We start from the raw sequence: 24,417 nt of genomic DNA on the forward strand, positions 1-24,417 counted from the left end.
ACCCCGAATCAGATGTATGAGCAAACTAAAACCGAGCTAATTGCTTAACTCGGTTTGAAGTGGAATACTGTCAATCTATTTCAGGACAAGACAAATTCTAAATTAAAAAACACGCCGAAGCGTGTTTTTTAATTTTTAGGGGAGTACAACTTAGAAGTCGTAACGGAAACCTAAAGAAAGTGCTGTAGCATTTTCGTCTTTTTCACCACTAACAGAGTATGAGCGACCTTCTTTCCATGGCGTAAGATTAGCATTCTTATCATTTAGCATGGTTGCAAGGTTGGCATAAACGCGTACTGCTTTATCCAAGCGGTGCTCAACACCAATTGCGACTAAACTTGAATTTGCATCATCAGCATCGACATCACGGTAGAAGTATTCACCACGTAGAGCTGTTTTTGGCGTAAGTTTGTATTCACCTGCAATACCGAATACTTGAGCATCAAAATCACTTAGATCATCATGATCGTATTGAGCAATTTGATACATTGCACCTAGGTTAAAATCAGGTGTGATTTTGTATGAACCAGCTAGTCGGAAAGCATCGCGTTCAGCTTTAATTCCTGTTGATGAAACATTCTGCGATGTCGTTGCAGAGTTATCTTCATACTTCTCATATGCTGCTGCAAAGTCGACATTACCTTCTTTGTAAGTTAAAGCTAGATCGTAAGCTTTGTTGTCCTCAACGCCTTCTTTTGTTGTTCCATCTTTAGCGATAGATGTACCCTTGTGCATTGAAAGTGCTGCAAGTACATTGAAGCCACCACCAAATTTAGGTGATTTATATTCAATAGTGTTGTCATTACGCTCATCAAACTTCAAATCACCAACACGTGTTACGTTACGTACGTCACCAACCATGTCACCAAAGAAGTTGATTGGACCGCGTGCAGCCTTGAATGGGCTGTCAAAACGACCTACACGTGCTTGACCGAAGTCACCTTTTAAACCTACGAAAGTATCACGTGTAGCAAAATCTACACCTTTATCATCAGCGGAGCCGCTTGCGAAGTTAACTTCTTGCTCAATTTGACCAAATACAGTCATGCCATTTTCAAGTTCTTGCTCTACTTTGAAACCTAAGCGTGAAGAGTTTGAAGAGATTCCAACTTCGTTATAGTCAGCGCCATCATCCAGATAATCTAAAGAAACATGCGCACGGCCATAAATTTTTACGTCAGCAGCCATTGCTAAAGCTGGTGTAAGTAAAGTTGCCCCAACTGCTAATGCGCAAAGTGTTTTTTTCATGTGTAGCTCCAAGAAAGACTTTTGTTGATTCGTCTATAAAAGGTTATTCAGTCGTCTTTTTATTCATCAGACTTCTGTCTCTTGGCGCTCATTATTGATTACAAATAAGTCATTAATATTAAGGGGATATTACAAAAATATTAAACAACTCAATGTCAAATGCATTTCCGCGATAAATTGTTAAGCTTGATTTTGAGAACTTAGATTATTGATCTTATTTATTTTTAGACCTAAAAAAAGGAGCCGAAGCTCCTTGATTGAATAGGTGGAATTACAAAGCAGCGCGAATTTTTTCTGCTTGTGCTTTGATTTTTTCTTGATCACCCATTTGTAAGGCATGCTTACCTAGCTCATGTACCGAACTCGGAATGAGGTGGAAATGTACATGGGGAACGGTTTGGCCAGCAGCAGCTCCAGACAGTTGCATGAGGACAATGCCTTGGGCATCCAAACCGACTTCAATGGCTTTTGCTACTTTTTGTACCACTTGAATGGTGTAGGCAGCAGCATCGGCAGGGAGGTCGAGTAAAGTCACCGCAGGTGTCTTGGGTATGACTAAAGTATGACCGTCTGCTTGAGGCATAATATCCATGAATGCAAGAACTTGGTCATCTTCATATACTTTAATGGCTGGAAGTTCACCACGTAAAATCCGTGCAAAAATGTTTTGCTCATCGTAAGCCATGTCTATTCCTTAAGTTTCGCTTAAACTGATTTACTTACAGTTCAATTCTTTTTGACGTTCTTTAATGGCGTCAAGACGTTGTTGCTCTTTTTCAGAGAATTTCGGTTTAGTGGTGTAGCAATTATCATTGCCAAATTTTGCTTTCGCTTCAGGGTCCTTGAAACAGAAACCTTTAGATGCATAAATGACATCATGATCATCTTTTAATTTTTGACACTCTTGCTCAGGTGATGCCGCAAAACTTTGCGCCCCGATTAATGTTGCAAGACTGGCAAAAACCGCTACAGTCAACTTTTTCATGAGAATTTCCTCAGTTTGTAACATTGTATGTAGTCACGCTATTACTTTATAGGGGTTTGTTCTGTTTATTCAATGGTGAGTTCTTACTCAATTGTAATTTTACTTCATAATTACTGCATATAATACATAAATTTTATATATATCAATAGCTTTTCAAATACTAGATAGAAATGGATATTTCAGTTTTTTATGTAATTTAGTCTATTTTTATAACTTTTCTTAGGTTCTAACACTTTTAAATTTCATTGAGAGGGCCACACTGCTTCGGTGTGTCAGCTTCTTTAACCTTTAATGTTCGCCTCATCTCAAATGCTATTTCAGGCATTTTTATACGATTAGCAATGAATTTTTTAAGTTATTCATTTTTTTCTGAATTAAGCGCTTATGTATCATTATTGGTTAATGGTATTTTACTGTCTTAAATGGACTCTTTTGCATGCTTGTTTTAGACAATTTAAAAAATTCATTTATTACTATTTTATTTTTGAATGACTTGTGTCGGGGATTTACTTGAAATAAGTGGGTGGAAAATAAATTATGGAAATATAAATTATTGTCTGTGACTTAGGTAATCATAATCTTTAACGGCTAAATATAAAATGATGAATAAAGCTTGATTTAAACTTAACTTAAGTTTAAATCATTATGCAGTTGGTTATGAAAGGGTGAATTAAAATATGAATGGTTTAGGTCGAACATTTCTAATTTATGGCGCAAGTAGAGGCTTAGGTAAAGCGATTGTAAACTTAGTGCCTGAAGCTCAGGACAAAGTTTATGGTGTCTCCCGTAATATGCCTAAAAATAATGCTCAATTGAATTGGATTTGTGCAGATTTATCTACTCCTGAAGATGCTGTGGATAAAGTAAAAAAAGCAGTCAAAGAAGAGAAAATAGATGTTCTTATTTATAATGTTGGAATCTGGGAAAATAATGCTTTTACAGAGAATTATAACTTTGAAGAGGTTTCATCTGCTGAGTTAAATACCATTCTAAATACAAACATTAATACCTGTATTCAGTCTCTTCAGTCCTTGATAGAAAATTTAAAGTTATCGGATAGCGCTAAAGTCATATTGATTGGTTCTACATGGGGTGTAGATAATCATAATGGTAAAGAGTTAGTCTTTTCTGCAACGAAATATGCTTTGCGTGGAATTGCTCAATCATTGCGGGAGATTTTGCGTAATGACCTGATTGGGGTGAGTGTTTTAAACCTGGGGTATTTGGCGACAGAATATGAAGCAGATGTTCCAACTGCAACTGTATTGGCAGAGACTAATCATGCTTTAATTCCTTTATCTGATGTCATTCTAGCCATAAAATTTATCATCTCCACCAGTAATGCATCTTGTGTTAAAGAAATCCTCATGCCTGCAATGAAAGATGAAAATATTTAAATTAAGATGTTTCGCTGTAATTATACAGGGACGTATTTATCGGATAGTTTTATTTTTCGATGCCATATTCGATCTAGGTTAAGCTACTTTGGTGTGAAAATTCATCCATCAATATATAGGTTCCTGCAGCTCTTTGGTATTGGTCAATCAACGGCACTAGTCTTTTAAAATGCTCCGTTTCACAATGTGCATCTAGCGCAGCGCGATCAGGCCATTCTTCAATAAATATAAAATGCCCAGCATCTTTCTGATCAATAAATAGGTCGTAGGATATACATCTCGGTTCAGCTTTTGTTTTTTCTACAAGTTCACGATATAAAGGCATGACTCTATCAATATGTTCTAGTTTAATAAAATCCTGAGCAATGACTTTGAGCATAAATTGTTTATCCTAAATTTAATTCGTTTTTTATACACAAGTATATGTACTGAATTAATTGAGTATACAGAGCTCTACTATAAAACTAATCAAGCTCAAAACAATCTTTAGTCTTAATTCATTATAAAAGTGGGCAGTAAAAATATTGACCTTGGACTAACTCCATAGTTTTAAATCAAAATGACTATATTGGAGAGCTGAGTATGCAAAGGCTATTAGAACAGACCCCGATTTTAGATTATTACCATCCATCGATTCAAAACTTGATTGAACAACGCAAATGGAGAGATCTTGATGAAGTTAATAAGGTGAGGAATATTTATAACTTTGTTCGTGATGAGGTTCAATTTGGCTATAACACGGGAGATACGATACAGGCATTTCAAGTCTTAAGCGACGGTTATGGTCAGTGTAATACCAAAGCAACGTTATTGATGGCGTTACTGAGAGCGGTGGGTGTAGCGACTCGGATACATGGGTTTACCATCGATAAAGCCCTACAAAAAGGCGCAATCAACGGCATTTGGTATAAGTTATCGCCCAAGAATATTTTACATAGTTGGGTCGAAGTTCATGTGAATGGACAATGGTATGTTTTGGAGGGTGTAATTCTTGATCGACTTTATCTAGAAAAATTACAAAGTATAAATAAGCATCAAACAAAAACTTTTTGTGGTTTTGGGGTATTTACCGAGAACTTTGAAAATCCACCTACGATTGGAATTTGAATGATACTTTTATTCAAGACAAGGGGATTAATCAAGATTTCGGTTTATTTGATAGCCCAGATGATTTTTATAATATGCATTAACAGGAACTTAGCCCGATACAGCGTATGGCTTTTAAATATGTAGTCAGACACTTAATGAATCAAAATGTCAATAAAATTAGAAATATACAAAAAGCCTCTTTATGAGGCTTTTTGTTCGGCCATAGAAATAGCTTAACTTATAATTGAAGTTAAAGTATGACTGACTATGATAAGCATTACTCTAAAGTAATTTTGCTCCATGACTCATATAGTTTAACTGCGGAAGAAAAATCGCTGTCTGCTTCAGATAAATCACTAGCAGTTTGAATTAAACTTTGAGCCAGTCCAATCACAGGTGCGGATAGTTTTGCTTCGCGGACTAAATCCACTGCAATGCCCGTATCTTTTGCTAATAGAGGGAGTGCAAAAGTAAGCGGGAAGCTGCGGTTGAGAATGCGCTGTGGTAAAACAGTTTCAGTGACGCCACTTTTACCACTAGACGCATTAATGCAATCTAATGCTTCGTTTAAGTTTACGCCATGGGCTTTTAGGGTGGTAAACCCTTCGGCAACAGCACAGAGGTTCACAGCCAAAAGCATATTGTTTACGGCTTTAACTGCAAAACCAGCACCTGATTCGCCCACGTGTTTAATCAGTTTACCAAATGCTTGAATCGCTGGTAGTGCGCGTTCAAAAGCTGCGGCATCACCACCGATCATAACCGTAAGGGTTGCATTATCAGCACCAATAGTTTGACCACTCACAGGTGCATCTAAAAAGTCCACACCGTGTTGTTTAAGCTGTTCAGCTACTTTTTTTGCAGAAGAGGGTACACCGCTGGTGCAATCGACCCAAATACTGCCTGCTTTAAGTTCAACTTGTGCAAGTAAGTCTTCAATATCTTGACTGGTTGGAAGGCAAGAGAAGACTACATCGGCCTGAACGGCTTGCGCAAGTTCCACCGCCTGCGTGCCATAGGCTTCTGCATGTTGTTTTGCTTTATCAAAATTGCGATTCCATACCCACACGTGTTCAAAGTGTTTAGGTAAGTGTGATGCCATGCGATAACCCATGGCGCCTAGACCGATAAATGCAACTGACTGAATCATGTCAAACCTTAGTATTTAAATTTTACTTGAACGTTCACTTAACCACTGAGCCAGTTGTGGCCAAAATTCATTGGCACTACGCTTACTCGACATCAGTCCTAAATGTCCCCCTGGGATAAGAGTAAACGTGACATCGGTGCTACTTGTCAATTGGGTTAATGGCTGAGCTGCCTCTGCTGTAACAAGTTGGTCTGTTGTCCCTGCAGCTACAAGCAATGAGCACTGTATATTTTTTAAAGCTATGCTTTTCTCATTTAATGTGATTAGTCCAGTTTTGAGTGGATTACGCAGCCAAACATTAAAAAGCATGTCTTGGTTAATGCCGCCGGGATAATCAATCATACGATTGAGAAAACCGCCGATGGTGGCATGCTCATACAAGGTTTCATGGTCATCTAAATTAAGTAGCAGATTCTTATGACTTTGAAACCAGCCGATAGGATCAATGATTTTAAAACCAAAAGTATTTAACCCTCCAGAGGTATGAAGTAGACGCTTTGGTATCTTGCCCTGATAAATTTGCTGTTGTAATGCTTTGCTTTTTGAAATGATTCGATTGAGATATGCAAAGAACTGTCCATTTCGCCCAGATTTATAACTGTCAATTGGACTCCCCAAAACCATTAAATTTTTCACAAAATTGGGTTGATGCAGGGCGGTATACAAGGTCACGAAAATGCCAGCCATACTCCAACCATGCAGAGAAATTTGCTCGCTGTGACTATGTTTTAAAATGCTTTGTATACAGAGTGGAATATAATGATCAATAAACGTCAGAAAGTTAAAATGACGGTTGTGAATATTTAATTTCCCCCAATCAATCACATATACGGCAAAGCCTTGCTGTTGGAAGTGCTTCACTAGTGAGCGATAAGGGTAAAGGTCGTAAATAGACATATTGATGGCTAGCGGGACCACAAAAACTAAGGGTTCTTTATACTTACGTACTTCAGGTGCGTAATAGCGAATTTGGGTCAGATCAAATGTTTCAATCACTTCATAAGGTGTGCTTTGTGACAAAATGAGTGACTTTCCATTAAAAATGCGCGTAGAAAGATTCTTTAATTTATTTTGATGCGTTGAAATTTTAGTTTTTAAAGAGTGCATATAGGTCTTAGATCTCAAATAAGCAGAAAGTTTGATCGAAGTCTAATCAATATTCGCGTATTTTACCTTGACCTTAAATAGCCTAGACGCTCAAAATGTTGGCAATTCTTTACAAAGGCAGTCTGTCGACTGAACCAGAGCCATGAGCCTACAAGACGAATTTGAATACCAATTAGATACCTTAGCCATTCGTACTGGGCATACGCGTAGTTTCGAGGGAGAACATGGCGAACCTATCTTTCTAACTTCATCATTTGTCTATGAAAATGCAGCAGAGGCGGCAGCAAAATTTTCAGGTCAAGAGCCAGGGAACATCTACTCGCGTTTTACCAACCCAACTGTTGCAATGTTTGAAAAACGCCTTGCAGCTTTAGAAGGTGCAGAACGTGTAGTGGCAACCAGTTCGGGTATGGCCGCAATTATGGCCGTGGCAATGTCATTTTTAAAACTAGGCGATCATGTGATTTGTTCACGTGCGGTATTTGGTTCGACCGTATCTTTGTTTGAAAAATATGTGGCTAAGTTTGGTGTAACTGTCGACTTTGTCGATTTAACAGATTTAGATGCATGGAAAAATGCCGTTAAGCCTGAAACTAAATTGTTCTTTGTTGAGTCTCCGTCGAATCCTTTGGCTGAAGTGGCAGACGTTCAAGCACTTGCTGATATCGCACATGCCAATGGCGCACTTTTAGCAATTGATAATAGTTTCTGTACGCCAGTATTACAGCGTCCAATTGAGTTTGGTGCGGACTTGGTGATTTATTCAGCGACGAAGTATTTGGATGGTCAAGGTCGTGCTCTTGGTGGTGCAGTAGTGGGTAGTCATAAACTACTCGAAGAAGTATTTGGTTATGTGCGTACTACAGGGCCTTCAATGAGTCCTTTCAATGCATGGGTATTCTTAAAAGGCTTAGAGACTCTACGTTTACGTATGCGTGAGCATTCAGCAAGTGCGCAAAAGCTAGCAGAATTCTTAAATACACACCCGAAAGTCGAAAAAGTGTATTACGCAGGTTTACCAAAGCATATTGGGCATGAACTTGCAGCGAAGCAACAAACAGGCTTTGGTGGGATCGTTTCTTTTGAAGTGAAAGGCGAGCGCGAAGGGGCATGGACTGTTATTGACAATACTCAGTTTATTTCAATTACAGGTAACTTGGGCGATGCCAAATCGACTATTACTCATCCTGCAACGACTACCCATGGCAAACTTTCACCAGAAGCGAAACAAGCCGCAGGAATTCGTGAAGGTTTAATTCGTGTTTCTGTTGGTTTAGAAGATATTGATGATATTATTCGCGATATCACACGTGGTTTAGACTTAATCTAATTTTTTAATTTTATGTTCGGAGATTTTAATGAACATTAATATGTTAATGCAGCAAGCTCAACGCATGCAAAAAGACATGGAAGGCAACATTAAAAAAGCCAAAGAAGAACTTGCACAAACTGAAGTGCATGCTGAAGCTGGTGGTGGTTTGGTTAAAGTGACGATGACTTGCCGTAATGTGGTAAAACGTATCGAAATCAATCCTGAATTATTGCAAGATGATGCAGATATGATTGAAGACTTAATTGCTGCGGCAATGAATGATGCTGCACGTCAAGCAGAAGCAATCACTGAAGAACGCATGAAAGCTGCGAACTCAGGTGCAGGCTTACCACCAGGTCTTGCTGGTTTATTCTAATTAAGGAATACGTATAGTGTTTAGCGATCGTTTTGATCAATTGGTACAAGCTTTACGTATTTTGCCAAGTGTTGGGCCGAAATCGGCTCAGCGCATGGCGCTTCATCTGATTATGAAAAATCGTGAAGGGGCTGTGGGTCTTGCACATGCTTTGAACGAAGCCACCAACTATATTCACGAATGCAGTTTGTGTCACTCACTGACCGAAAACGAAGTTTGTGATATTTGCGTCTCGCATGAACGTGACGATCAACTACTTTGTGTGGTTGAGTCTCCCGCAGATGTGATGGCGATTGAGCAAAGTGGTAGTTTCCGCGGTAAGTACCATGTATTGGGTGGGCATTTATCTCCACTTGATGGTATTGGGCCTGAAGAGATCGGCATTCCTTATCTAATCCAGCGTTTAGGCGATGGTAAAGTAACAGAAGTGATCTTGGCGACCAATGCAACGGTAGAAGGTCAAGCCACAGCGCACTATTTGGTCGAGGCAACGAAACATTTACCGATCCAAATGACGCGTATTGCACAAGGCGTACCACAGGGTGGTGAACTTGAATATGTAGATAGTCATACCTTAAGCCAAGCTGTACATAATAGAATGCGAATGAAATAAGTATTTCGATACTTGTTTCATTTTTTAGTTGAGCTACAAGATTGAAATCTTGAGTAAGATAAAAAAAATATTAATTTGAATCTAGTTGTATAAAAAAATCACAAAAAACGGCAAATAATTAAAAAACCCTTAGAAATCTTGATAGCTAAATGATCTTATTCAGGTAAGATAGCCCAAAGAGCATCTAGCATTAGACGCAGTAGGATATGTTTCAGTTTATTCAGCAGCAACAAGACTTAACACCAGTCTTAGAAAAAATGGATCGTAACGAAGTCTATGGACTCGATACAGAATTCATCAAAGTCGATACCTTATGGCCAAAGTTAGGCGTATTTCAAATCAATGTCGAAAACAATGTCTATTTACTCGATGGTACGACACTCGATTTAACTGAATTTTGGAATAAACTTTTTCGCGCACAGCAAAATGTCTTTCATGCCTGTAGTGAAGATATCGACCTGATTTATCACTATGCACAGCATAAAACCTTAAACAATGTATTTGATACCCAAGTGGGCATGTCTTTCTTAGGACATGGCTTACAAGTGAGCTATCAAAATGCATTGAAACAAATGCTGGATGTCGATATTGACAAAGGGGAAACGCGCTCAAACTGGTTGGCACGTCCATTAAGCCCTGCACAATTGAGCTATGCGGCAAACGATGTGCTGTACTTAATGAATCTCTCAGAAAAAGTTAAACAAGAACTAGATTCAAAGTCACTCTTAAACTTTGCACTTGAGGACTGTCAGCATCTGACACAAGAGATCGCGACAGAAACGCCTTTGCATTTACTCTATCAAGATATTGGTAACTATCGACATTCACGTCGTCAGTTAATGCAGTTGCAGCAGTTGGCTGTATGGCGTGAACAGATGGTGAAAGCGCTAAATACACCACGTAGTTTCATTTTGAAAAACTCAAGCATGATTGATTTGGTTGAGAAAAATCCGAAAAATGCGTTTCAGTTATCGGGTGTAAAAGACATACGTCAAAACGTTGTCCGCGAGCATGGTAAAACCATTTTAGATTTGGTGAAGTTCTTGCCTGAGCAAGCGGATTGGCCGCTACGCATGGCACGTCCCATCCGTCATTCTTCAAAAGATGTGGGGGAGAAGATTGATCACTTAATTCAAAATGTGGTCAATGAAACCAGCATTCCTAAAGAAGTGTTGATGCGCAAAAAGTGGATGAACGCACTGCATCAACATGTGGTTTTTCATAATAATGAGCAAGACTTGCCTGATTATTTATTAGGTTGGCGCTATGATTTGCTAACCCATCCTTTAATTCAACTCCTACGCCGTGATGAAAGCTATCTTTCGACGCAAATGAAAGTCATGGATTAATAATTAGTCAATTGGTCTGAAGTTTGAATATTTATACAAAATCACGACTGATGCGTTAATCATGACTAATGTCAGCTGCTTTTATTTGATGTATCCTGTGGCTTGAGTTATTTGAGTGCTGTTTTAGATATGCAATGTTCTATTTATAAATCAAGCAAAAAAGATGAAATGTATCTTTATATTGCTTGCCCAACTGAAGCTGATCAAGCCGCTGAAGATTTTAGCCCATTGAATGTTTTACCTGAAGCTGTTCGTGTTGCATTTGGTCGAGCGACTTTTGTGATGTCATTAGAGCTGAGTGAAGCGCGTAAATTGGCCCGTGTAAATGTATTGCATGTCATGGATTCGATTCAAACTCAAGGCTTCTTCCTACAAATGCCGCCAGAAGGATTAATCAATCCGAACGCTGCGGCACCAGAAGGCCTTCGTGGCGCATAAAGCATAATTCAGGAGTTGCACCGTGGATAGTTTTCTTTCAATACTCGATTCAATTCCTGAAGACAGTATTGCTGTCACAGTTTACCTTTTGGGCAGTTTGCTGATTTTGTGGTGTTGGTATTCCATTGCTACAGGCCTGCCGAAGCTGTTGGGTGGCATCACATGGATGATGATCTTTGCCATTTTATTGACGCCAACGGTTTCCGAAGGGCCAAACTCATCGATTGCACCGGCTATTTTTGGCTTGCTTTTCGGTGTGTTAACGAAAGAATCAGCACTCATTTGGTCAAATTTGTCACTGATTCTCTTTGTCATGGGGGTGGGGCTTGTGATCGGTTTCTTTTGGTCAAAATATGTGGCTAATAAAACTAAAGTAGTTATCAGTAACAATCATTCACCGCTGTAATTAATAAAAATAAGGTTTAATCATGTCTGTTGAAACACAACAATTTACGGGTACAGATCAGTACATCGCTACCGATAGTTTAAAACTTGCTGTAAAAGCTGCACGTAGCTTACAAAAGCCTTTATTGGTCAAAGGTGAGCCGGGTACGGGCAAAACTTTACTGGCTGAACAAGTGGCTGAAAGCTTAGGCTTAAAATTATTGACTTGGCACATCAAGTCAACCACAAAAGCCCAGCAAGGTTTATATGAGTATGATGCGGTTTCACGTCTACGTGACAGCCAACTGGGTGACGACCGTGTTTATGACATTAAAAACTATATTAAACCGGGTAAATTGTGGGAAGCGTTCACCAGTGAAGAACGTTGTGTTTTATTGATTGATGAAATTGATAAGGCGGACATTGAGTTTCCAAACGACTTGTTGCATGAATTGGATAAGATGTCTTTCTATGTCTATGAGACGGGCGAAACCATTACTGCATCACAACGTCCTATTGTGATTATTACTTCAAATAATGAAAAAGAACTTCCAGATGCATTCTTGCGTCGTTGTTTCTTCCATTATATTGAATTTCCAGACGACGCGACCATGCGTGAAATTATTGATGTTCATTTCCCGCAAATTTCAACGGCATTGGTCAATGAAGCATTACAAGTTTTCTTTAAATTACGTCAAGTTCCGGGTCTAAAAAAACCACCATCAACTTCTGAATTGATTGACTGGTTAAGCTTGCTCATGGCCGATGATATGCCAGAAGATGTACTGCGTAATCATGATAAGTCTAAAGCCATTCCACCTTTATATGGCGCACTCATTAAAAACGAACAAGATGTACAGTTGCTTGAACGTTTAGCCTTCATGTCCCGTCGCTAAAGGAGAAACACGCATGTTTGTGCGCTTGTTTTATACCTTACGCAAATACGGTGTTCCCGTCTCGACGCGTGAACTGATCGATCTGAATGAAGCTGTTGCTTCAGGTTTGGTCTTTGCCGATCAAGACGAGTTCTATCAACTCGCCAAAACGATTATGGTGAAAGATGAACGCTTCTTTGACAAATTTGACCGAGGCATGAAGGACTATTTTGATGGGATTTCAACTTTTGATTTGGATGATCTACTCAATAAAGTTCAAAAGTTACCGAAAGACTGGTTCGATTTAGAACTCTTAGAAAAGCATCTAACTCCTGAGCAGCGTGAAGAATTAAAGAAAGCCGGTTCATTAGAAGAACTCATGAAAATGCTGGAAGAGCGTTTGCGCGAACAGCATAAGAAACATCAGGGTGGAAACAAGATGATCGGCACTGGAGGAACGTCTCCATTTGGTGCTTATGGTGATCATCCTGAAGGGGTGCGTATTGGTGGGCCGGGACGTAAACGTTCTGCTGTAAAAGTTTGGGAACAACGTAAATATCAGAATTTGGATGATGATCAAATTCTAGGAACACGCCAAATGCAAATGGCATTGCGTCGTTTACGTAAGTTTGCTAGACAAGGTGCTGCTGAAGAGTTAGACATCGACGGTACAATTCGTGAAACAGCGAAGCAAGGCATACTTGATGTGCAGCTCGTGCCTGAGCGTCGTAATCGTATTAAGGTGCTGATGTTGTTTGATGTGGGTGGATCGATGGATTCACACATTGCGCAATGCGAAAAACTGTTTAGTGCGGCAAAAACTGAGTTTAAAACCTTAGAATATTTCTATTTCCATAACTGTTTATATGACTATGTTTGGAAAGACAATGTGCGTCGCTCAAGCACCCGTATGAATACGTGGGATTTATTCAATACCTATGGACGCGACTATCGTGTAATTGTGGTTGGAGATGCCTCTATGGCACCTTATGAACTCAATTCTGTGGGTGGTTCGGTTGAATATATGAATGATGAAGCAGGCAATGTCTGGCTACAGCGTTTACGCAATCATTTTGAAAAAACAGCATGGTTGAATCCAGAAGAAGACCGTTATTGGCATTACACCCATACGATTGGTTTAATTAAGCAAATTTTTGAAGACCATATGTACCCAATGACCCTCAAAGGCGTTGAGGATATGACTAAGTATTTAGCAAGATAAAGCTGGAAAAAAAGCACATTTTAAGAATAAGGATCATAAAAAATGGATCATCAAATTAATGGTATTGCTTTGCCGAATGACGCGGGCTTTTTTGGCAACTATGGCGGTCAGTTTATCCCGCCCCACTTAAAAGCGGCAATGGATGACATTAAAGTCGCTTACGAGCAAATTCGTGTAACAGAAGAATTTCAAACTGAACTTGCTGAACTGTTTGCACACTATGTTGGTCGTCCAAGTCCGTTGTTTTATGCAAAACGGTTATCTGAACAGTTGGGCGGGGCACAGATCTATCTAAAGCGTGAAGACTTAAACCACACAGGCGCACATAAAATTAATCACTGTTTGGGCGAAGCGCTACTTGCAAAATATATGGGTAAAACCAAAGTCATTGCAGAAACCGGTGCAGGCCAACACGGCGTTGCACTAGCAACAGCGTGTGCTTTGGTGGGGATTCCGTGTGAAATTCATATGGGGCAGGTGGATATTGAAAAAGAACATCCCAATGTCGTCAAAATGAAAATCCTTGGAGCAACACTCATTTCAGTGACACGTGGTACTGCAACGCTGAAAGATGCTGTGGACAGCGCTTTTGAAGAGTATTTAAAAGATCCAACCCATTATATCTATGCTATTGGGTCGGTTGTTGGGCCACATCCATTTCCAATGATGGTCCGTGACTTTCAGTCGGTTATTGGTAAAGAAATTAAAGAACAAACCCATGAGCGCTTTGGTGCGAATCCTGATTATGTGGTTGCATGTGTCGGTGGTGGTTCAAATGCTATGGGCGCTTTCACCGCATTTTTAAACGATGCAGATGTGAAATTGATTGGTGTCGAACCAGCAGGTCATGGTCTAGATACCGACATGCACTCGGCAACCTTAACTTTAGGTAAACCAAGTCAGATTCATGGTATGGCGTGTTATGTACTTGAAAATGATCAAGGTGAACCGTTACCAGTACATTCGATTGCTTCAGGTCTAGACTATCCTGGCGTCGGGCCTCAGCATAGTCTGCTGAAAGATTTAGGCCGTGTTGAATACACCACTGCGACTGATCAAGAGTGCTTGGATGCATTTATGCGGTTGTCACGTGTTGAAGGGATTGTCCCCGCACTTGAAAGTTCACATGCCGTAGCATGGGCGCTTCGTGAAGCTCCAAAGTTGGCCAAAGATATTAAAATTGTGGTGAATGTATCTGGTCGTGGCGACAAAGATGCAGACTATGTCGCTGCAAAATTAGGTCTGAACTAAGTTTTAAGCCTTTCATAGTTGTATAAAAAATCCCTGCTTAGAGCAGGGATTTTTTATATGGTTTCAATTTTATTTTTTTATCATTAGTAGCCAATGCTGAGTATACGTTCATTATTGAACACCTAAACATTAAAACTTAACCTGAAATATACTGTTGTAGTTGCTCAATCAGTTTCTTTTGATCATCCATTGCCGCTTTCACCAAGTCACCAATAGAAATGAGTCCCAATAATTTATCTTGTTCAACTACAGGCAAGTGACGTAGGTGGCGATCTGTCATGAGGTCTAAACATTCTTCAACGGTAACTGTTGTTGTGACCGTCAGTACTTTTGCTGTCATAATTTCATTGACTGTGGTTTGCTTTGAAGTACGTTCCATCAACATGACTTTGCGCATATAGTCACGTTCGGACAATATACCTACAACGCGTTCTTCTTGTGTGACCACAAGTGCACCAATGCCTTTATCTGCCATAAGTGAAATTGCTTCAAGAACCGTGGCTTCAGGGCTGATGGTGTAGATTGCTTGATGTACTTTATCTTTTAATACTTGAGCAACATTGGTCATAGGGAATATCCTCGGTTGTGGTTATTGTTTTATATTTAAATTAGCGCGATTTAAAAAAAAAGCAAATACTTTACAGTCATAGCTCTCAATAAAATAACAAGTTAATTACGTCTTATTGTTCTTAATGAGCCTTAAGCTGGCGCTAGAATACGGTCATTGAAGAAAAAGTGACGCATTTGAGACGTGCTGAGCTTCATGCGCTTTGTGCCATTACATAGCGCAGGGGTGACTTTTAAGCGTGACAGAGTAGGCAGTAATGCGCTTTGGAAATCTTGTGGCGTGATTTTTTTAGGAATATAGTTTGGCCAGTGCAATTGAGCATATTGGTGTGCGTGTAAACCATTGAGCCAAAAAGGGAAAACATAGTCATCGTGATCTGAGGTCATCGCCCAGCCTTGCTGTTCAGCGTTGTAAAGCCCCCAAAGAATACCGCAGTACATCATGCCTCTTAGAATATTGATTTTTAAATATAAATGATTTGAAATCGGTTGTAGTTTCAAAATTTTGTACATAGCGTTATGTCATTAAGGAACATGACGCTATTTTAAATAATTAAGATGAAAGTTCAGTGTAAGCTTTGCATAACTATGTAAATAAATATGTCATATCAAAATGTTAGGCTCAAAAAAAACGCCACCTAGGTGACGTTTTATTATGCTTTCATGGTGGCAAGCTGTTGCCAGTATTGTGCTTTAAGCGAGTCGCGTTCTACGCGGAAACCTTGATAATAAAGTTCTGCCAAAAACAGTGCTGCTTTACCGTGGCCAGCGCGTGCAACGCTTTCTAACTGTTGTACTGCTTCTACAAAGTTCATTTGTGATTGAATGGTGTTTACTGCATCCGCATACGCATGTTCTAAGTCATGATGAGAGATTTGTTGAATCATATTAAGCTCCTTATTCTAATTATGATCACTTAAAGGTATTTTTACCTTTAGATATAAATATCACGCTAATGTTAAATATTTATTACAAATTGCTGGAATTGTCAAATATATTGTCGAGTATTCTTCATCTTATTTTGTTTACATGATTAAACAATGAACAATCAAAAGATTGAATATGATAATAAAACAGGAAACTATATTTTATAAGGAGAATAACATGACAAATACATTAGACGGTTTTGATTTTGATATGCCTCCAACTGTTTCTCAAATTGTGGCGTTGGCGCAATATCACCGAACACTATTAGATGAAGCAGTTTTCCATCAAGAAATTCATCTTGGGGATTTTTGTTTGGCACAACGTAAACGAGTTTATGATTTCACACGTCAGCTTGATGAAAATCAACGGGTTGATTTTTATGAAACATACAATGGGGAGCTAAGACGTATTGCAGATGACGATCCTGCACACCCTGCAGATGCAGAAAATGGTGTTGGGGCTTTCGCCATTATGATTGCATTGGGAGTAATTGCCTTAGTGCTCTATTTTGCAGTTATTCGTAGCATTGTTGGTTAGACTTCTGCTTTACAAACAATCTGATTTGCTGAAATTATGTCCTCTTTAGCATTAATGGGGGCATTTTTCAGCATTTCAACTTGTGATTATGCAATTCGCTACTTACACTAGTTTCATTAGAGGTAGGTTATGCACATTGCGATCCAAAAAATTCTTAAATTAAAATCACAGATTACGCTTATACAAATTTATAATGGTCTGATGGCGTCGATCATTATGCTTATTGTTGTTTTATCGAGTATTGCTTTATCTCGGCCCATTTCTCCAAACCAATTTGAAAATGTAAGTCGCTTATCTCATCAAGCGACTTTTCCAGAAACACAAGAGATGGCTCAAGATCTGGTTTTGGAAAACCAGATTTCCTATATTGATTACTTTAGATTAATGCAGGCTCATCAGTTTGAGCAGAATCGGGCGAAGCAGCTTCCGGCATTGGCTCCGGAGGTTCAATAATCGCAGGAATTTGATCAGGATGAGGTATGCTTTGCTTAATGTTGGGATCAAGATTCAATTCTAAAATATGTCGAAGTTGCTCTTTATCTAAAGCATTACTGACAATCACGAGTGTAAGACTTTCAGGGTGAATGTGTTTACGTATTGCATTTTGGACATCTAAAGGCGTGATCGCAGCTAAACGTTTTGGGTAGTCGGCTAAATAATTCGCATCTTGTTGATAAAACCCTATAGAGCCAAGTTGTGCGTTGATGTTTGCATTGCTGCTATAGCTGTTAGGTAGGCTGCGTAACATACCGGCTTTAGTTTCTTCTAACTGCTGTGCATCAATTGGTTGATGGACAAAGTCAACTAGGGCTTTATGCGCCACTTGTATGCTGTCCATGAGCTGATCTTGCTGGGTTGAATAACTTAGACTAAAACTTCCAGCCGCTTGGCTAAATGTAAAAGCACTGTTTGCTCCATAGGTGTATCCACGTTTAACGCGTAGTTCTTTCATTAAAATGGAGCTAAATCCACCCCCACCCAACATACGGTTAGCTAGTTCGAGTGCTAAACGATCCGGATCATCCCGCGTGGTTGATAGATGTCCCATGGTGACGTGGGCTTGAGTTGAATTAAACAGAATGTGTTGAATATCAAAGTTGGCTTTATCTTGTGGTAGAGCAAGTGGCTTTGCCGTTTCACCTTGTGGGAGGGCTGCACTTATTCGTTCAGCCAGTTTTTGTGCTTGTTTCACACTGAGTTGGCCTGTCAGTGCAATATTCATATTTTGACTAACCAAAAATTCATCTCTGAATTTTTTTAAGTGCTGAGTCGTAATTTTTTTAATACTACCATTGGTTCCCGTAATCGGTTCCGCATAAGGATGTGAACCGTAGAGCGCACGATAAAAACGAATGCTCATCAATCGACTCGGGCTTTCTTTCAACTGCTTCTGGCCCACTTGGGTATTGCTCACCATCAAACTAATACTGTTATTTTTAAAAGTAGAGTCTTTTAATACTTCAAGCATGGCACTCACTGCAGCATCTAGTTTTTTAGGGTCAGACAACGAACGCAGTCGAACCACAAACATGTCACGGTGAGCAGCTACACTAAAACGAGCCCCGACTTGTTCAAAGGCATTCGCGATTTCAACTGCATCATGTTGCGTAGTCCCTTCATCGATGAGTTGTGCCGCCATATTGGCAACGCCATATAGTCTTTTTTCTACTTCTATATCTCGTGCAGAGCCTGCATTAAAGGTAAGTTGAATATCCACCATAGGTAAGGCGGGTGACTCAACAAATAGACTTCTAACTTTGTATTTGTTCTTAAGTTCATGTACATGTGGTGCTGTATAAAGGTCGCTAGTTTGAACTTGTTTTAAGCTTTGTAGAGAAGCAATAGACTGCAATGTACGTGGGTCATCATTGCTAACACTACTTGTACTTACATCTGCAATTACATTGGTAGTGCAAAAGGTAGACATGGCAATAAATAGCAGGCGAAAGGCGGGTTTTTGATTTTTCATTATTTTGCGGCCTTTTTTTCTGGTTGAAGGTACAACGTACTTAAGTTATCTCGTACAAAAGCAGTTTGAGCAACGTGCTGAATATCTTCAGGTGTAACCGCTTCAAAATGCTGTGGAAGCTGATCCATTAACCGATAATTCAAGCCATTCACAGCTAAGTTTCCAATCATCTTTGCTTGCCCGATAATGTCATCTTGACCATAAATTAAGTTTGCAACAAAGCGTGTGCTAATCCGTTCAAGCTCTTGTGGTTGAACAAGTTCTGTTTTGAGTCGCTCAATTTCATATTCAATGGCTTTTTGTAGCTCAGGAAGTTCCACGCCAGTGACTGGAAGTGCGGAGATACTAAATAGACTGTCTCCACGGTTATAAGGGTCATAACTGACACTCAGTGCGGTCGCTAATTTTTTGTCGCGTACAAGGCGCTGTTGTAATCGAGAGCTGATCCCGCTATCTAACAAGCTTCGAATAAGTGTGAGCGCGTAAACATCTTCTGGATTGGCTGTTGTTGCAAGTGATTTCACATTCCAAGCCATATATAAATTTGGCACTTCAACATTGGTATTTTGTTCCATGTGACGGTAACCAATGTTCTCAAACTCAGTCACATCATTGCGTACAGGTGTTGGATGACTTTTGATGTCGCCAAAGTATTTTTGAACTTGTCTGAGGGCGGATTCTGCATTGACATCACCCACAATCACCAAGATCGCATTGTTTGGGCTATACCATTTTTGATACCACTGTTTCACATCATCTAGACTTATGTTTTGCAAGTGTTTCATGTGCCCAATGACGGGTTGACGATAGTGACTTGTGGGATACGAAATCCATTTGAAACGTTCGAAAGCGAGTGAACGTGGGTTGTCATCGGTACGCAGGCGTCTCTCCTCCATCACCACTTTAATTTCAGGGTCAAAGTCTTGTTTCCGTAGTAAGAGATTGCGCATACGATCCGCTTCAAGCTCTAAAGCCATCGGAAAGTAGGTTTTAGGATAAAGCTGATAGTAATTGGTGTAATTGGTAAATGTTGCGGCATTTACTGTACCGCCATAGATTCGGCTTAAGCGACTGAATTCGTCATTAGGAACTTTGGATGTGCCTTTAAACATCATGTGTTCCAGTACATGCGAAATACCCGTTATATTTCCAGACTCATCAGTGCTACCGACTTTGTACCAAATTTGGGTCATGACCATTGGGGAGCGGTGGTCTTCACGGATAATCACCTGCAAGCCATTGCTTAAAGTGGTTTCAAAACTACTGCGGGTCAGTTCACTGCGTATTTGTGCATGGGTAGTTATAGGTAAACAAAGTAGAGTTAAACCCAGTGCAACTAAACTTTTTTTATAAGAATGCGTGACTAATAAGTGATGCATATAAAATTTGGGCTCAGGTTGAAGTGAAGTTAAAGCATTTCAATAAATAACCATTCTTAAGAAAAATGCGAAGTAGATCAAGCGCCAGAAGTATTGATTTGTTAAGTGTTTACATAAAGTATTGTTGCTAAGCGAAAGCCTATCTTTTATGGTAGAATCCGTCTTTTTTAACGCAGTGCTTTTCAAGGATTCGGCATGCAACAGCAATCTAATGAGCAGAACAAATTTTTGATTGATGCTGATATCGGGGATGACGATGTCACACTACCAAGTTTACCTGTGGTCAATGTGCCAATCGTTGAAACAAAAGAGCAAACAGTTGTTAGTCCAGTTGTGGTTGCTGAAACAAACGTAGAAGAAGCAGATGCATCTGCAAAAGGCGGTTTCTTTAGCCGCATGAAAGAAGGGTTAACCAAAACCCGTAAAAACCTTGCTGATGGTATGGTCAATATTTTGATCGGTGGTAAGGAAATTGATGATGAACTGCTTGAAGAAGTTGAAGAGCAGCTTCTAGTAGCCGACATTGGTGTTGATGCAACAAAAACCATCATTACCAACTTAACTGAACGTACTGCACGTGGCGATTTAATTTACTCGCACTCGCTTTATAAAGCGCTTCAAGAAGAGTTGGTGGCTTTACTTGCACCACGTGTGAAACCTTTACACATCGATCCGAATAAAACACCTTATGTGATTTTGGTGGTGGGTGTAAACGGTGTGGGTAAAACCACAACCATTGGTAAATTGGCAAAACGTTTACAAGGTGAAGGCAAGAAAGTGATGCTTGCTGCGGGAGATACTTTCCGTGCGGCAGCGACTGAGCAGCTTCAAATTTGGGGTGAACGTAATAATATTGCCGTAGTAGCCCAAGGCCATGGTGCTGACAGCGCTTCCGTAATTTTCGATGCGTTTGAAAGTGCGCGTGCGAAAGGTGTTGATGTCTTGATTGCAGATACCGCAGGTCGTTTACATAACAAAGGTCATCTCATGCAAGAGTTGACCAAAGTAAAACGTGTCATGCAAAAAATCGATGCGACTGCGCCACACGAAGTTATGTTGGTGGTCGATGCAGGAACGGGTCAAAATGCGATTAATCAAGTAGAAATGTTTGATGAGGCAGTTGGTTTGACAGGCCTGACGATTACCAAGCTCGATGGTACTGCGAAAGGTGGTGTACTATTTAATATTGCCAGCCGTACGCATGTTCCAATTCGCTTCATTGGTGTCGGCGAGAAAATTGACGACTTACGTCCTTTCTCTGCAAAATCCTTTGTTGCTGCTTTGTTCGAAACAGAGAAATAAGATTGAACAGCACAATTTTAAAGTGTTAGATCAGTCACATAAACTCCGCTAAATGCGGAGTTTATTTTTTGATTCAATTTGTTTGTTTTAAAAACAAACATTTAGGAATCACCTAATGAATATAAGTGATTCTCCTGCGATTACACTAGTACCTAACACAATAGGCATCACTGTACATTTTGGGGAACACGGTATGGCTTTATTACATAAAATTGGACAAGTTCTAACAACGGATTTAACCAAAGACTTAAAATTTAAAAAAAATCACGAAGAAGACCTAAAACAAACCACATTTATCGATCAACTAAAAAAGCGACGTAGTATTTATGTTTTAGGGAAGCGTGTGCATTTAAGTCAGGTTTATTTAGCTGAATTGATCCAAGAGGCTGTGCGAAGTTGTCCTTCGGCACATAATTCACAAAGTACTTGTATTGTGATTTTAATGGGCGATTCACATCATCATTTTTGGAATGTCGTAAAAGAAGTGCAGCGCAAGTTAGTCCCCGCGCATATTTTTGCTGGTGCAGAACTGAAGGTTGATCAATGCTCGGCAGGGTTTGGTACAGTTCTATTCTATGAGGATCAGCAGATCATTCAACAATTACAAAAGAAAATTCCTTTTGATGCGGCAGAATTTCCAGTTTGGTCAGAGCAAGTTTCAGGTATGGCTCAATATGCTGTATGGACTTGTTTAGCAGATGCAGGTTTAGGTGCTTCATTACAACATTATAACCCGAGTATTGATGCTGACATTTCAAAGGTTTTTGAGATTCCAAAACATTGGCTGTTACGCGCGCAATTGGTCTTTGGTTCGATAGAAGAAAAAGTTGCTGAAAAAGAACATTATAAAGATGAAGAGCGCTTTATGATCTATGCATAATGACACGACATAGTCTTTAGCTGTTTCTAGATCAAGTTTTGTAATGTTATGGCATATTGTTCTATTTTTAAGACACTATGTCGCTGAATTAAGCATGTTCAAATTTGAAATTATAGCTATGATGAATATGAATCTGCATATAACAAGATCGTGAGATCGCTGAGGAAAATAACATGTCATTTTTAGACCACATCAAACAACGTCGTACCATTTATGCTGTTGGTAAAAATGTACCATTAACACCAGAACAAATTGAATCTGTAATTAAAGAAGCGGTAAATCACAGCCCTTCTGCATTTAACTCACAGACTTCTCGTATTGTGACTTTGTTTGGTGAGTCGCATTTACAGTTTTGGAATGTGGTGCGTGAAACTTTACGTAAAATTGTTCCAGAAGCTGCTTTTGAAGGCACAAATGCAAAAATTAATAGCTTTGCTGCAGGCTATGGTACGGTTTTATTTTATGAAGACCAAGATGTTGTAAAATCATTGCAGGAACAATTTGCGCTTTATGCAGATAATTTCCCAGTTTGGTCTGAACATTCTTCTGCAATTGCTCAATTTGCCGTATGGACTGCGTTATCTGAACAAAATATTGGTGCGTCATTACAGCATTACAATCCAATCGTAGATGCTGAGATTGCAGAGATCTTCGATATCCCTGCGAATTGGAAACTTCGTGCACAACTTGTTTTTGGTTCGATTGAAGCGCCTGCGGGTGAAAAAACATTTATGGCGGAAGCGGATCGCTTTAAAACATTTAATTAATCGCTAGTCATTAAAATGAAAAAGAGCAGAGTAAGTCTGCTCTTTTTTTTGTTTTGAGATTTATCTTTAAAATATCAAAGCTTAGCACTATATATTGTAGTTCTGAGTTGGTTATAAGCTCAGAAATTGTCATAAAATTGTCATTTATAAACTGCATAGTGCAACTAAACTTTAATAAACCATCGATAGAGTGTAAAAATGACCTTACGCATAACCCTTGCAACAGCAGCATTGATGTTGAGTACTTCAGTATTTTCAGCAGTGACTATTACTGCTCCAGAGGAAATAAAAATTGAAGGCTTAAATGGGCAAGAGGTTAAGAGTCGTTTATTCAGTTCTGACAACAAATATAATATTGATGCAGGTGAAAATATTATCAGTGTCCGGTATACCCAGTTTTTTGAAGAGCATCCAGGTATTGGTTCGCACGATATCGTTCGCTCTGGGATTGTGAATATTAAGACCCCAATTTTACAAGACCAACAGTCTTACCGTTTGGCACTGATCAATCCTCCGCAAAACCATGATGACGCTAAGGCTTATGCTAAGCAGCCGATCTTTGGTCTATACAATGCCAAAAATCAGTTACTGGTTGAGCAAAAGGGCAGTAAAACTCAAAATGCAGGTATTCTTCAAAATCTATTTACTGATGCACCAACCGATCTAACTCAAAAAGAAACGACAGTGGTACAACCTGCACCGGTCTATACGTCACAAGCTGTTGTTGCGAAAGCTGGGACAGATAAACAAAAAGATTTAACAAGTTATGGCAATGCTCAACAATTAATTAATAGTTGGAAAAGTGCATCTAAATCTGAACGCCAAGCGTTTATGGCTTGGCTTGCTGAACAAGCACAGTAGCTGGTGCATTCTAAAAAAAACAGCTAACGCTGTTTTTTTTATTTAGATAGTGCGTTTATATGGGGGATAACTTGATAATATTGGCTATAATTTAATCTAAAACGTATTTTTTGATTTAAAAATAACCAGCCGAATGGTTTTTTTGAATTATTTGTTTAAATGCACTTGCGCTGCAAATAAAACTGTATAGAATACGCAGCACACCAACGCAATGTAGTGAATAACTTAAAGCGAAGGTCTTGCTGATGACGAGTCAGCAAGAAGATCATTAAGAAATTATGAAGAACAACTTGTGTGGATTTTTACTAATTGATCGATCGAAAATATTTCATTGATTGATGGTAAAAATTACTCGAAGTTTATTTGAGAAATATTTGTCAGAAAATTGATGAGCCAAGATTTGTAGCCATAAGCTACTAATGATTTTTAACT

Annotated in this window: 26 protein-coding genes and 1 pseudogene; 16 read left to right on the top strand and 11 right to left on the bottom strand. The window is 39.3% G+C overall.

Annotated elements, in window-relative coordinates; genetic code table 11:
* Window positions 1-150: 150 nt before the first annotated feature.
* The 3 genes from AXW61_RS04065 to AXW61_RS04075 form a co-directional block, all read right to left on the bottom strand.
* Window positions 151-1,248 carry a porin gene (locus tag AXW61_RS04065; RefSeq protein ID WP_062032607.1) on the bottom strand — a complete coding sequence of 366 codons (1,098 nt, stop codon included), beginning with the start codon at window positions 1,246-1,248 and terminating at the stop codon, window positions 151-153.
* 271 nt (window positions 1,249-1,519) lie between these two features.
* On the bottom strand, window positions 1,520-1,933 hold the full coding sequence (locus tag AXW61_RS04070; protein WP_004697031.1) for an HIT family protein: 414 nt from the start codon (window positions 1,931-1,933) through the stop codon (window positions 1,520-1,522).
* Window positions 1,934-1,963: 30 nt separating this feature from the next.
* Complete coding sequence (locus AXW61_RS04075; RefSeq protein ID WP_004697032.1) at window positions 1,964-2,233, bottom strand: YARHG domain-containing protein; 270 nt, start codon at window positions 2,231-2,233, stop codon at window positions 1,964-1,966.
* 677 nt (window positions 2,234-2,910) lie between these two features.
* Between AXW61_RS04075 and AXW61_RS04080 the strand changes: the two genes are divergently transcribed.
* Window positions 2,911-3,630, top strand: a complete 720-nt coding sequence (locus tag AXW61_RS04080; RefSeq protein ID WP_062032611.1) for an SDR family oxidoreductase — start codon at window positions 2,911-2,913, stop codon at window positions 3,628-3,630.
* Window positions 3,631-3,703: 73 nt separating this feature from the next.
* Here AXW61_RS04080 and AXW61_RS04085 read toward each other — a convergent pair whose 3' ends face one another.
* Window positions 3,704-4,009, bottom strand: coding sequence for a putative quinol monooxygenase (locus AXW61_RS04085; RefSeq protein ID WP_062032613.1), 306 nt, complete (start codon window positions 4,007-4,009; stop codon window positions 3,704-3,706).
* A gap of 203 nt (window positions 4,010-4,212) precedes the next feature.
* On the opposite strand from AXW61_RS04085, the pseudogene AXW61_RS04090 reads away from it, so the two are divergent.
* Window positions 4,213-4,925: pseudogene (locus tag AXW61_RS04090) on the top strand (transglutaminase family protein).
* A 71-nt stretch (window positions 4,926-4,996) separates the two neighbouring features.
* On the opposite strand, the gene AXW61_RS04095 reads toward AXW61_RS04090, so the two are convergent.
* On the bottom strand, window positions 4,997-5,869 hold the full coding sequence (locus AXW61_RS04095; RefSeq protein ID WP_004697044.1) for an NAD(P)-dependent oxidoreductase: 873 nt from the start codon (window positions 5,867-5,869) through the stop codon (window positions 4,997-4,999).
* Between the two features lie 15 nt (window positions 5,870-5,884).
* On the bottom strand, window positions 5,885-6,976 hold the full coding sequence (locus tag AXW61_RS04100) for an alpha/beta fold hydrolase (protein ID WP_062032616.1): 1,092 nt from the start codon (window positions 6,974-6,976) through the stop codon (window positions 5,885-5,887).
* Window positions 6,977-7,118: 142 nt separating this feature from the next.
* On the opposite strand from AXW61_RS04100, the gene AXW61_RS04105 reads away from it, so the two are divergent.
* The 9 genes from AXW61_RS04105 to trpB all read left to right on the top strand — a co-directional run bounded on the left by AXW61_RS04105 (window position 7,119) and on the right by trpB (window position 14,796).
* Window positions 7,119-8,306 (top strand): O-succinylhomoserine sulfhydrylase, encoded by a 1,188-nt coding sequence (locus tag AXW61_RS04105; protein WP_062032621.1) that lies wholly within the window; start codon window positions 7,119-7,121, stop codon window positions 8,304-8,306.
* Window positions 8,307-8,334: 28 nt separating this feature from the next.
* Window positions 8,335-8,664 carry a YbaB/EbfC family nucleoid-associated protein gene (locus tag AXW61_RS04110; RefSeq protein WP_062032624.1) on the top strand — a complete coding sequence of 110 codons (330 nt, stop codon included), beginning with the start codon at window positions 8,335-8,337 and terminating at the stop codon, window positions 8,662-8,664.
* Between the two features lie 16 nt (window positions 8,665-8,680).
* Window positions 8,681-9,277: a recombination mediator RecR gene (gene recR / locus AXW61_RS04115; RefSeq protein ID WP_062032625.1), complete on the top strand. Its 597-nt coding sequence runs from the start codon at window positions 8,681-8,683 to the stop codon at window positions 9,275-9,277.
* A gap of 206 nt (window positions 9,278-9,483) precedes the next feature.
* The gene (locus AXW61_RS04120; protein ID WP_062032628.1) at window positions 9,484-10,626 is read left to right on the top strand and encodes an HRDC domain-containing protein; all 1,143 of its coding nucleotides are present in this window, start codon (window positions 9,484-9,486) and stop codon (window positions 10,624-10,626) included.
* Between the two features lie 129 nt (window positions 10,627-10,755).
* A complete protein-coding gene (locus tag AXW61_RS04125) occupies window positions 10,756-11,064 on the top strand; it encodes a YcgL domain-containing protein (RefSeq protein WP_004984643.1) in 309 nt (102 codons plus the stop codon).
* A gap of 22 nt (window positions 11,065-11,086) precedes the next feature.
* Window positions 11,087-11,470 carry a hypothetical protein gene (locus AXW61_RS04130; protein ID WP_062032630.1) on the top strand — a complete coding sequence of 128 codons (384 nt, stop codon included), beginning with the start codon at window positions 11,087-11,089 and terminating at the stop codon, window positions 11,468-11,470.
* A gap of 22 nt (window positions 11,471-11,492) precedes the next feature.
* Window positions 11,493-12,344 carry a MoxR family ATPase gene (locus AXW61_RS04135; RefSeq protein WP_004697065.1) on the top strand — a complete coding sequence of 284 codons (852 nt, stop codon included), beginning with the start codon at window positions 11,493-11,495 and terminating at the stop codon, window positions 12,342-12,344.
* A 13-nt stretch (window positions 12,345-12,357) separates the two neighbouring features.
* Entirely contained in the window at window positions 12,358-13,545 is a 1,188-nt protein-coding gene (locus AXW61_RS04140; RefSeq protein ID WP_058951936.1) for a VWA domain-containing protein, read from the top strand.
* A gap of 42 nt (window positions 13,546-13,587) precedes the next feature.
* Window positions 13,588-14,796 (top strand): tryptophan synthase subunit beta, encoded by a 1,209-nt coding sequence (gene trpB, locus AXW61_RS04145; RefSeq protein ID WP_062032632.1) that lies wholly within the window; start codon window positions 13,588-13,590, stop codon window positions 14,794-14,796.
* A 136-nt stretch (window positions 14,797-14,932) separates the two neighbouring features.
* Here trpB and AXW61_RS04150 read toward each other — a convergent pair whose 3' ends face one another.
* From AXW61_RS04150 to AXW61_RS04160, 3 genes are all read right to left on the bottom strand, one after another.
* Entirely contained in the window at window positions 14,933-15,364 is a 432-nt protein-coding gene (locus AXW61_RS04150; protein WP_062032635.1) for a CBS domain-containing protein, read from the bottom strand.
* Between the two features lie 131 nt (window positions 15,365-15,495).
* Entirely contained in the window at window positions 15,496-15,876 is a 381-nt protein-coding gene (locus AXW61_RS04155; protein WP_062032637.1) for a DUF2750 domain-containing protein, read from the bottom strand.
* 140 nt (window positions 15,877-16,016) lie between these two features.
* Window positions 16,017-16,250, bottom strand: a complete 234-nt coding sequence (locus AXW61_RS04160; protein ID WP_004697075.1) for a hypothetical protein — start codon at window positions 16,248-16,250, stop codon at window positions 16,017-16,019.
* A gap of 217 nt (window positions 16,251-16,467) precedes the next feature.
* Here AXW61_RS04160 and AXW61_RS04165 point away from each other — a divergent pair, with 217 nt between their 5' ends.
* Window positions 16,468-16,827: a hypothetical protein gene (locus tag AXW61_RS04165; RefSeq protein ID WP_004984633.1), complete on the top strand. Its 360-nt coding sequence runs from the start codon at window positions 16,468-16,470 to the stop codon at window positions 16,825-16,827.
* Window positions 16,828-17,203: 376 nt separating this feature from the next.
* On the opposite strand, the gene AXW61_RS04170 is transcribed toward AXW61_RS04165, so the two are convergent.
* Together AXW61_RS04170 and AXW61_RS04175 are read right to left on the bottom strand one after the other, a co-directional pair.
* Complete coding sequence (locus AXW61_RS04170) at window positions 17,204-18,796, bottom strand: pitrilysin family protein (RefSeq protein ID WP_062032640.1); 1,593 nt, start codon at window positions 18,794-18,796, stop codon at window positions 17,204-17,206.
* Complete coding sequence (locus AXW61_RS04175; protein ID WP_062032643.1) at window positions 18,796-20,175, bottom strand: pitrilysin family protein; 1,380 nt, start codon at window positions 20,173-20,175, stop codon at window positions 18,796-18,798. Before AXW61_RS04175 ends, AXW61_RS04170 begins: the two co-directional genes overlap by 1 nt.
* 195 nt (window positions 20,176-20,370) lie before the next feature.
* Between AXW61_RS04175 and ftsY the strand changes: the two genes are divergently transcribed.
* The 4 genes from ftsY to AXW61_RS04195 all read left to right on the top strand — a co-directional run bounded on the left by ftsY (window position 20,371) and on the right by AXW61_RS04195 (window position 23,985).
* Window positions 20,371-21,477, top strand: a complete 1,107-nt coding sequence (gene ftsY, locus AXW61_RS04180; protein ID WP_058951941.1) for a signal recognition particle-docking protein FtsY — start codon at window positions 20,371-20,373, stop codon at window positions 21,475-21,477.
* A gap of 193 nt (window positions 21,478-21,670) precedes the next feature.
* Entirely contained in the window at window positions 21,671-22,357 is a 687-nt protein-coding gene (locus AXW61_RS04185; protein ID WP_062032646.1) for a nitroreductase family protein, read from the top strand.
* 173 nt (window positions 22,358-22,530) lie between these two features.
* Window positions 22,531-23,124, top strand: a complete 594-nt coding sequence (locus AXW61_RS04190; protein WP_062032649.1) for a nitroreductase family protein — start codon at window positions 22,531-22,533, stop codon at window positions 23,122-23,124.
* A gap of 198 nt (window positions 23,125-23,322) precedes the next feature.
* On the top strand, window positions 23,323-23,985 hold the full coding sequence (locus tag AXW61_RS04195; RefSeq protein WP_062032651.1) for a DUF2057 family protein: 663 nt from the start codon (window positions 23,323-23,325) through the stop codon (window positions 23,983-23,985).
* Window positions 23,986-24,417: the final 432 nt, after the last annotated feature.

Source organism: Acinetobacter sp. BMW17 (assembly GCF_001592855.1).
Lineage (GTDB): Bacteria > Pseudomonadota > Gammaproteobacteria > Pseudomonadales > Moraxellaceae > Acinetobacter > Acinetobacter johnsonii.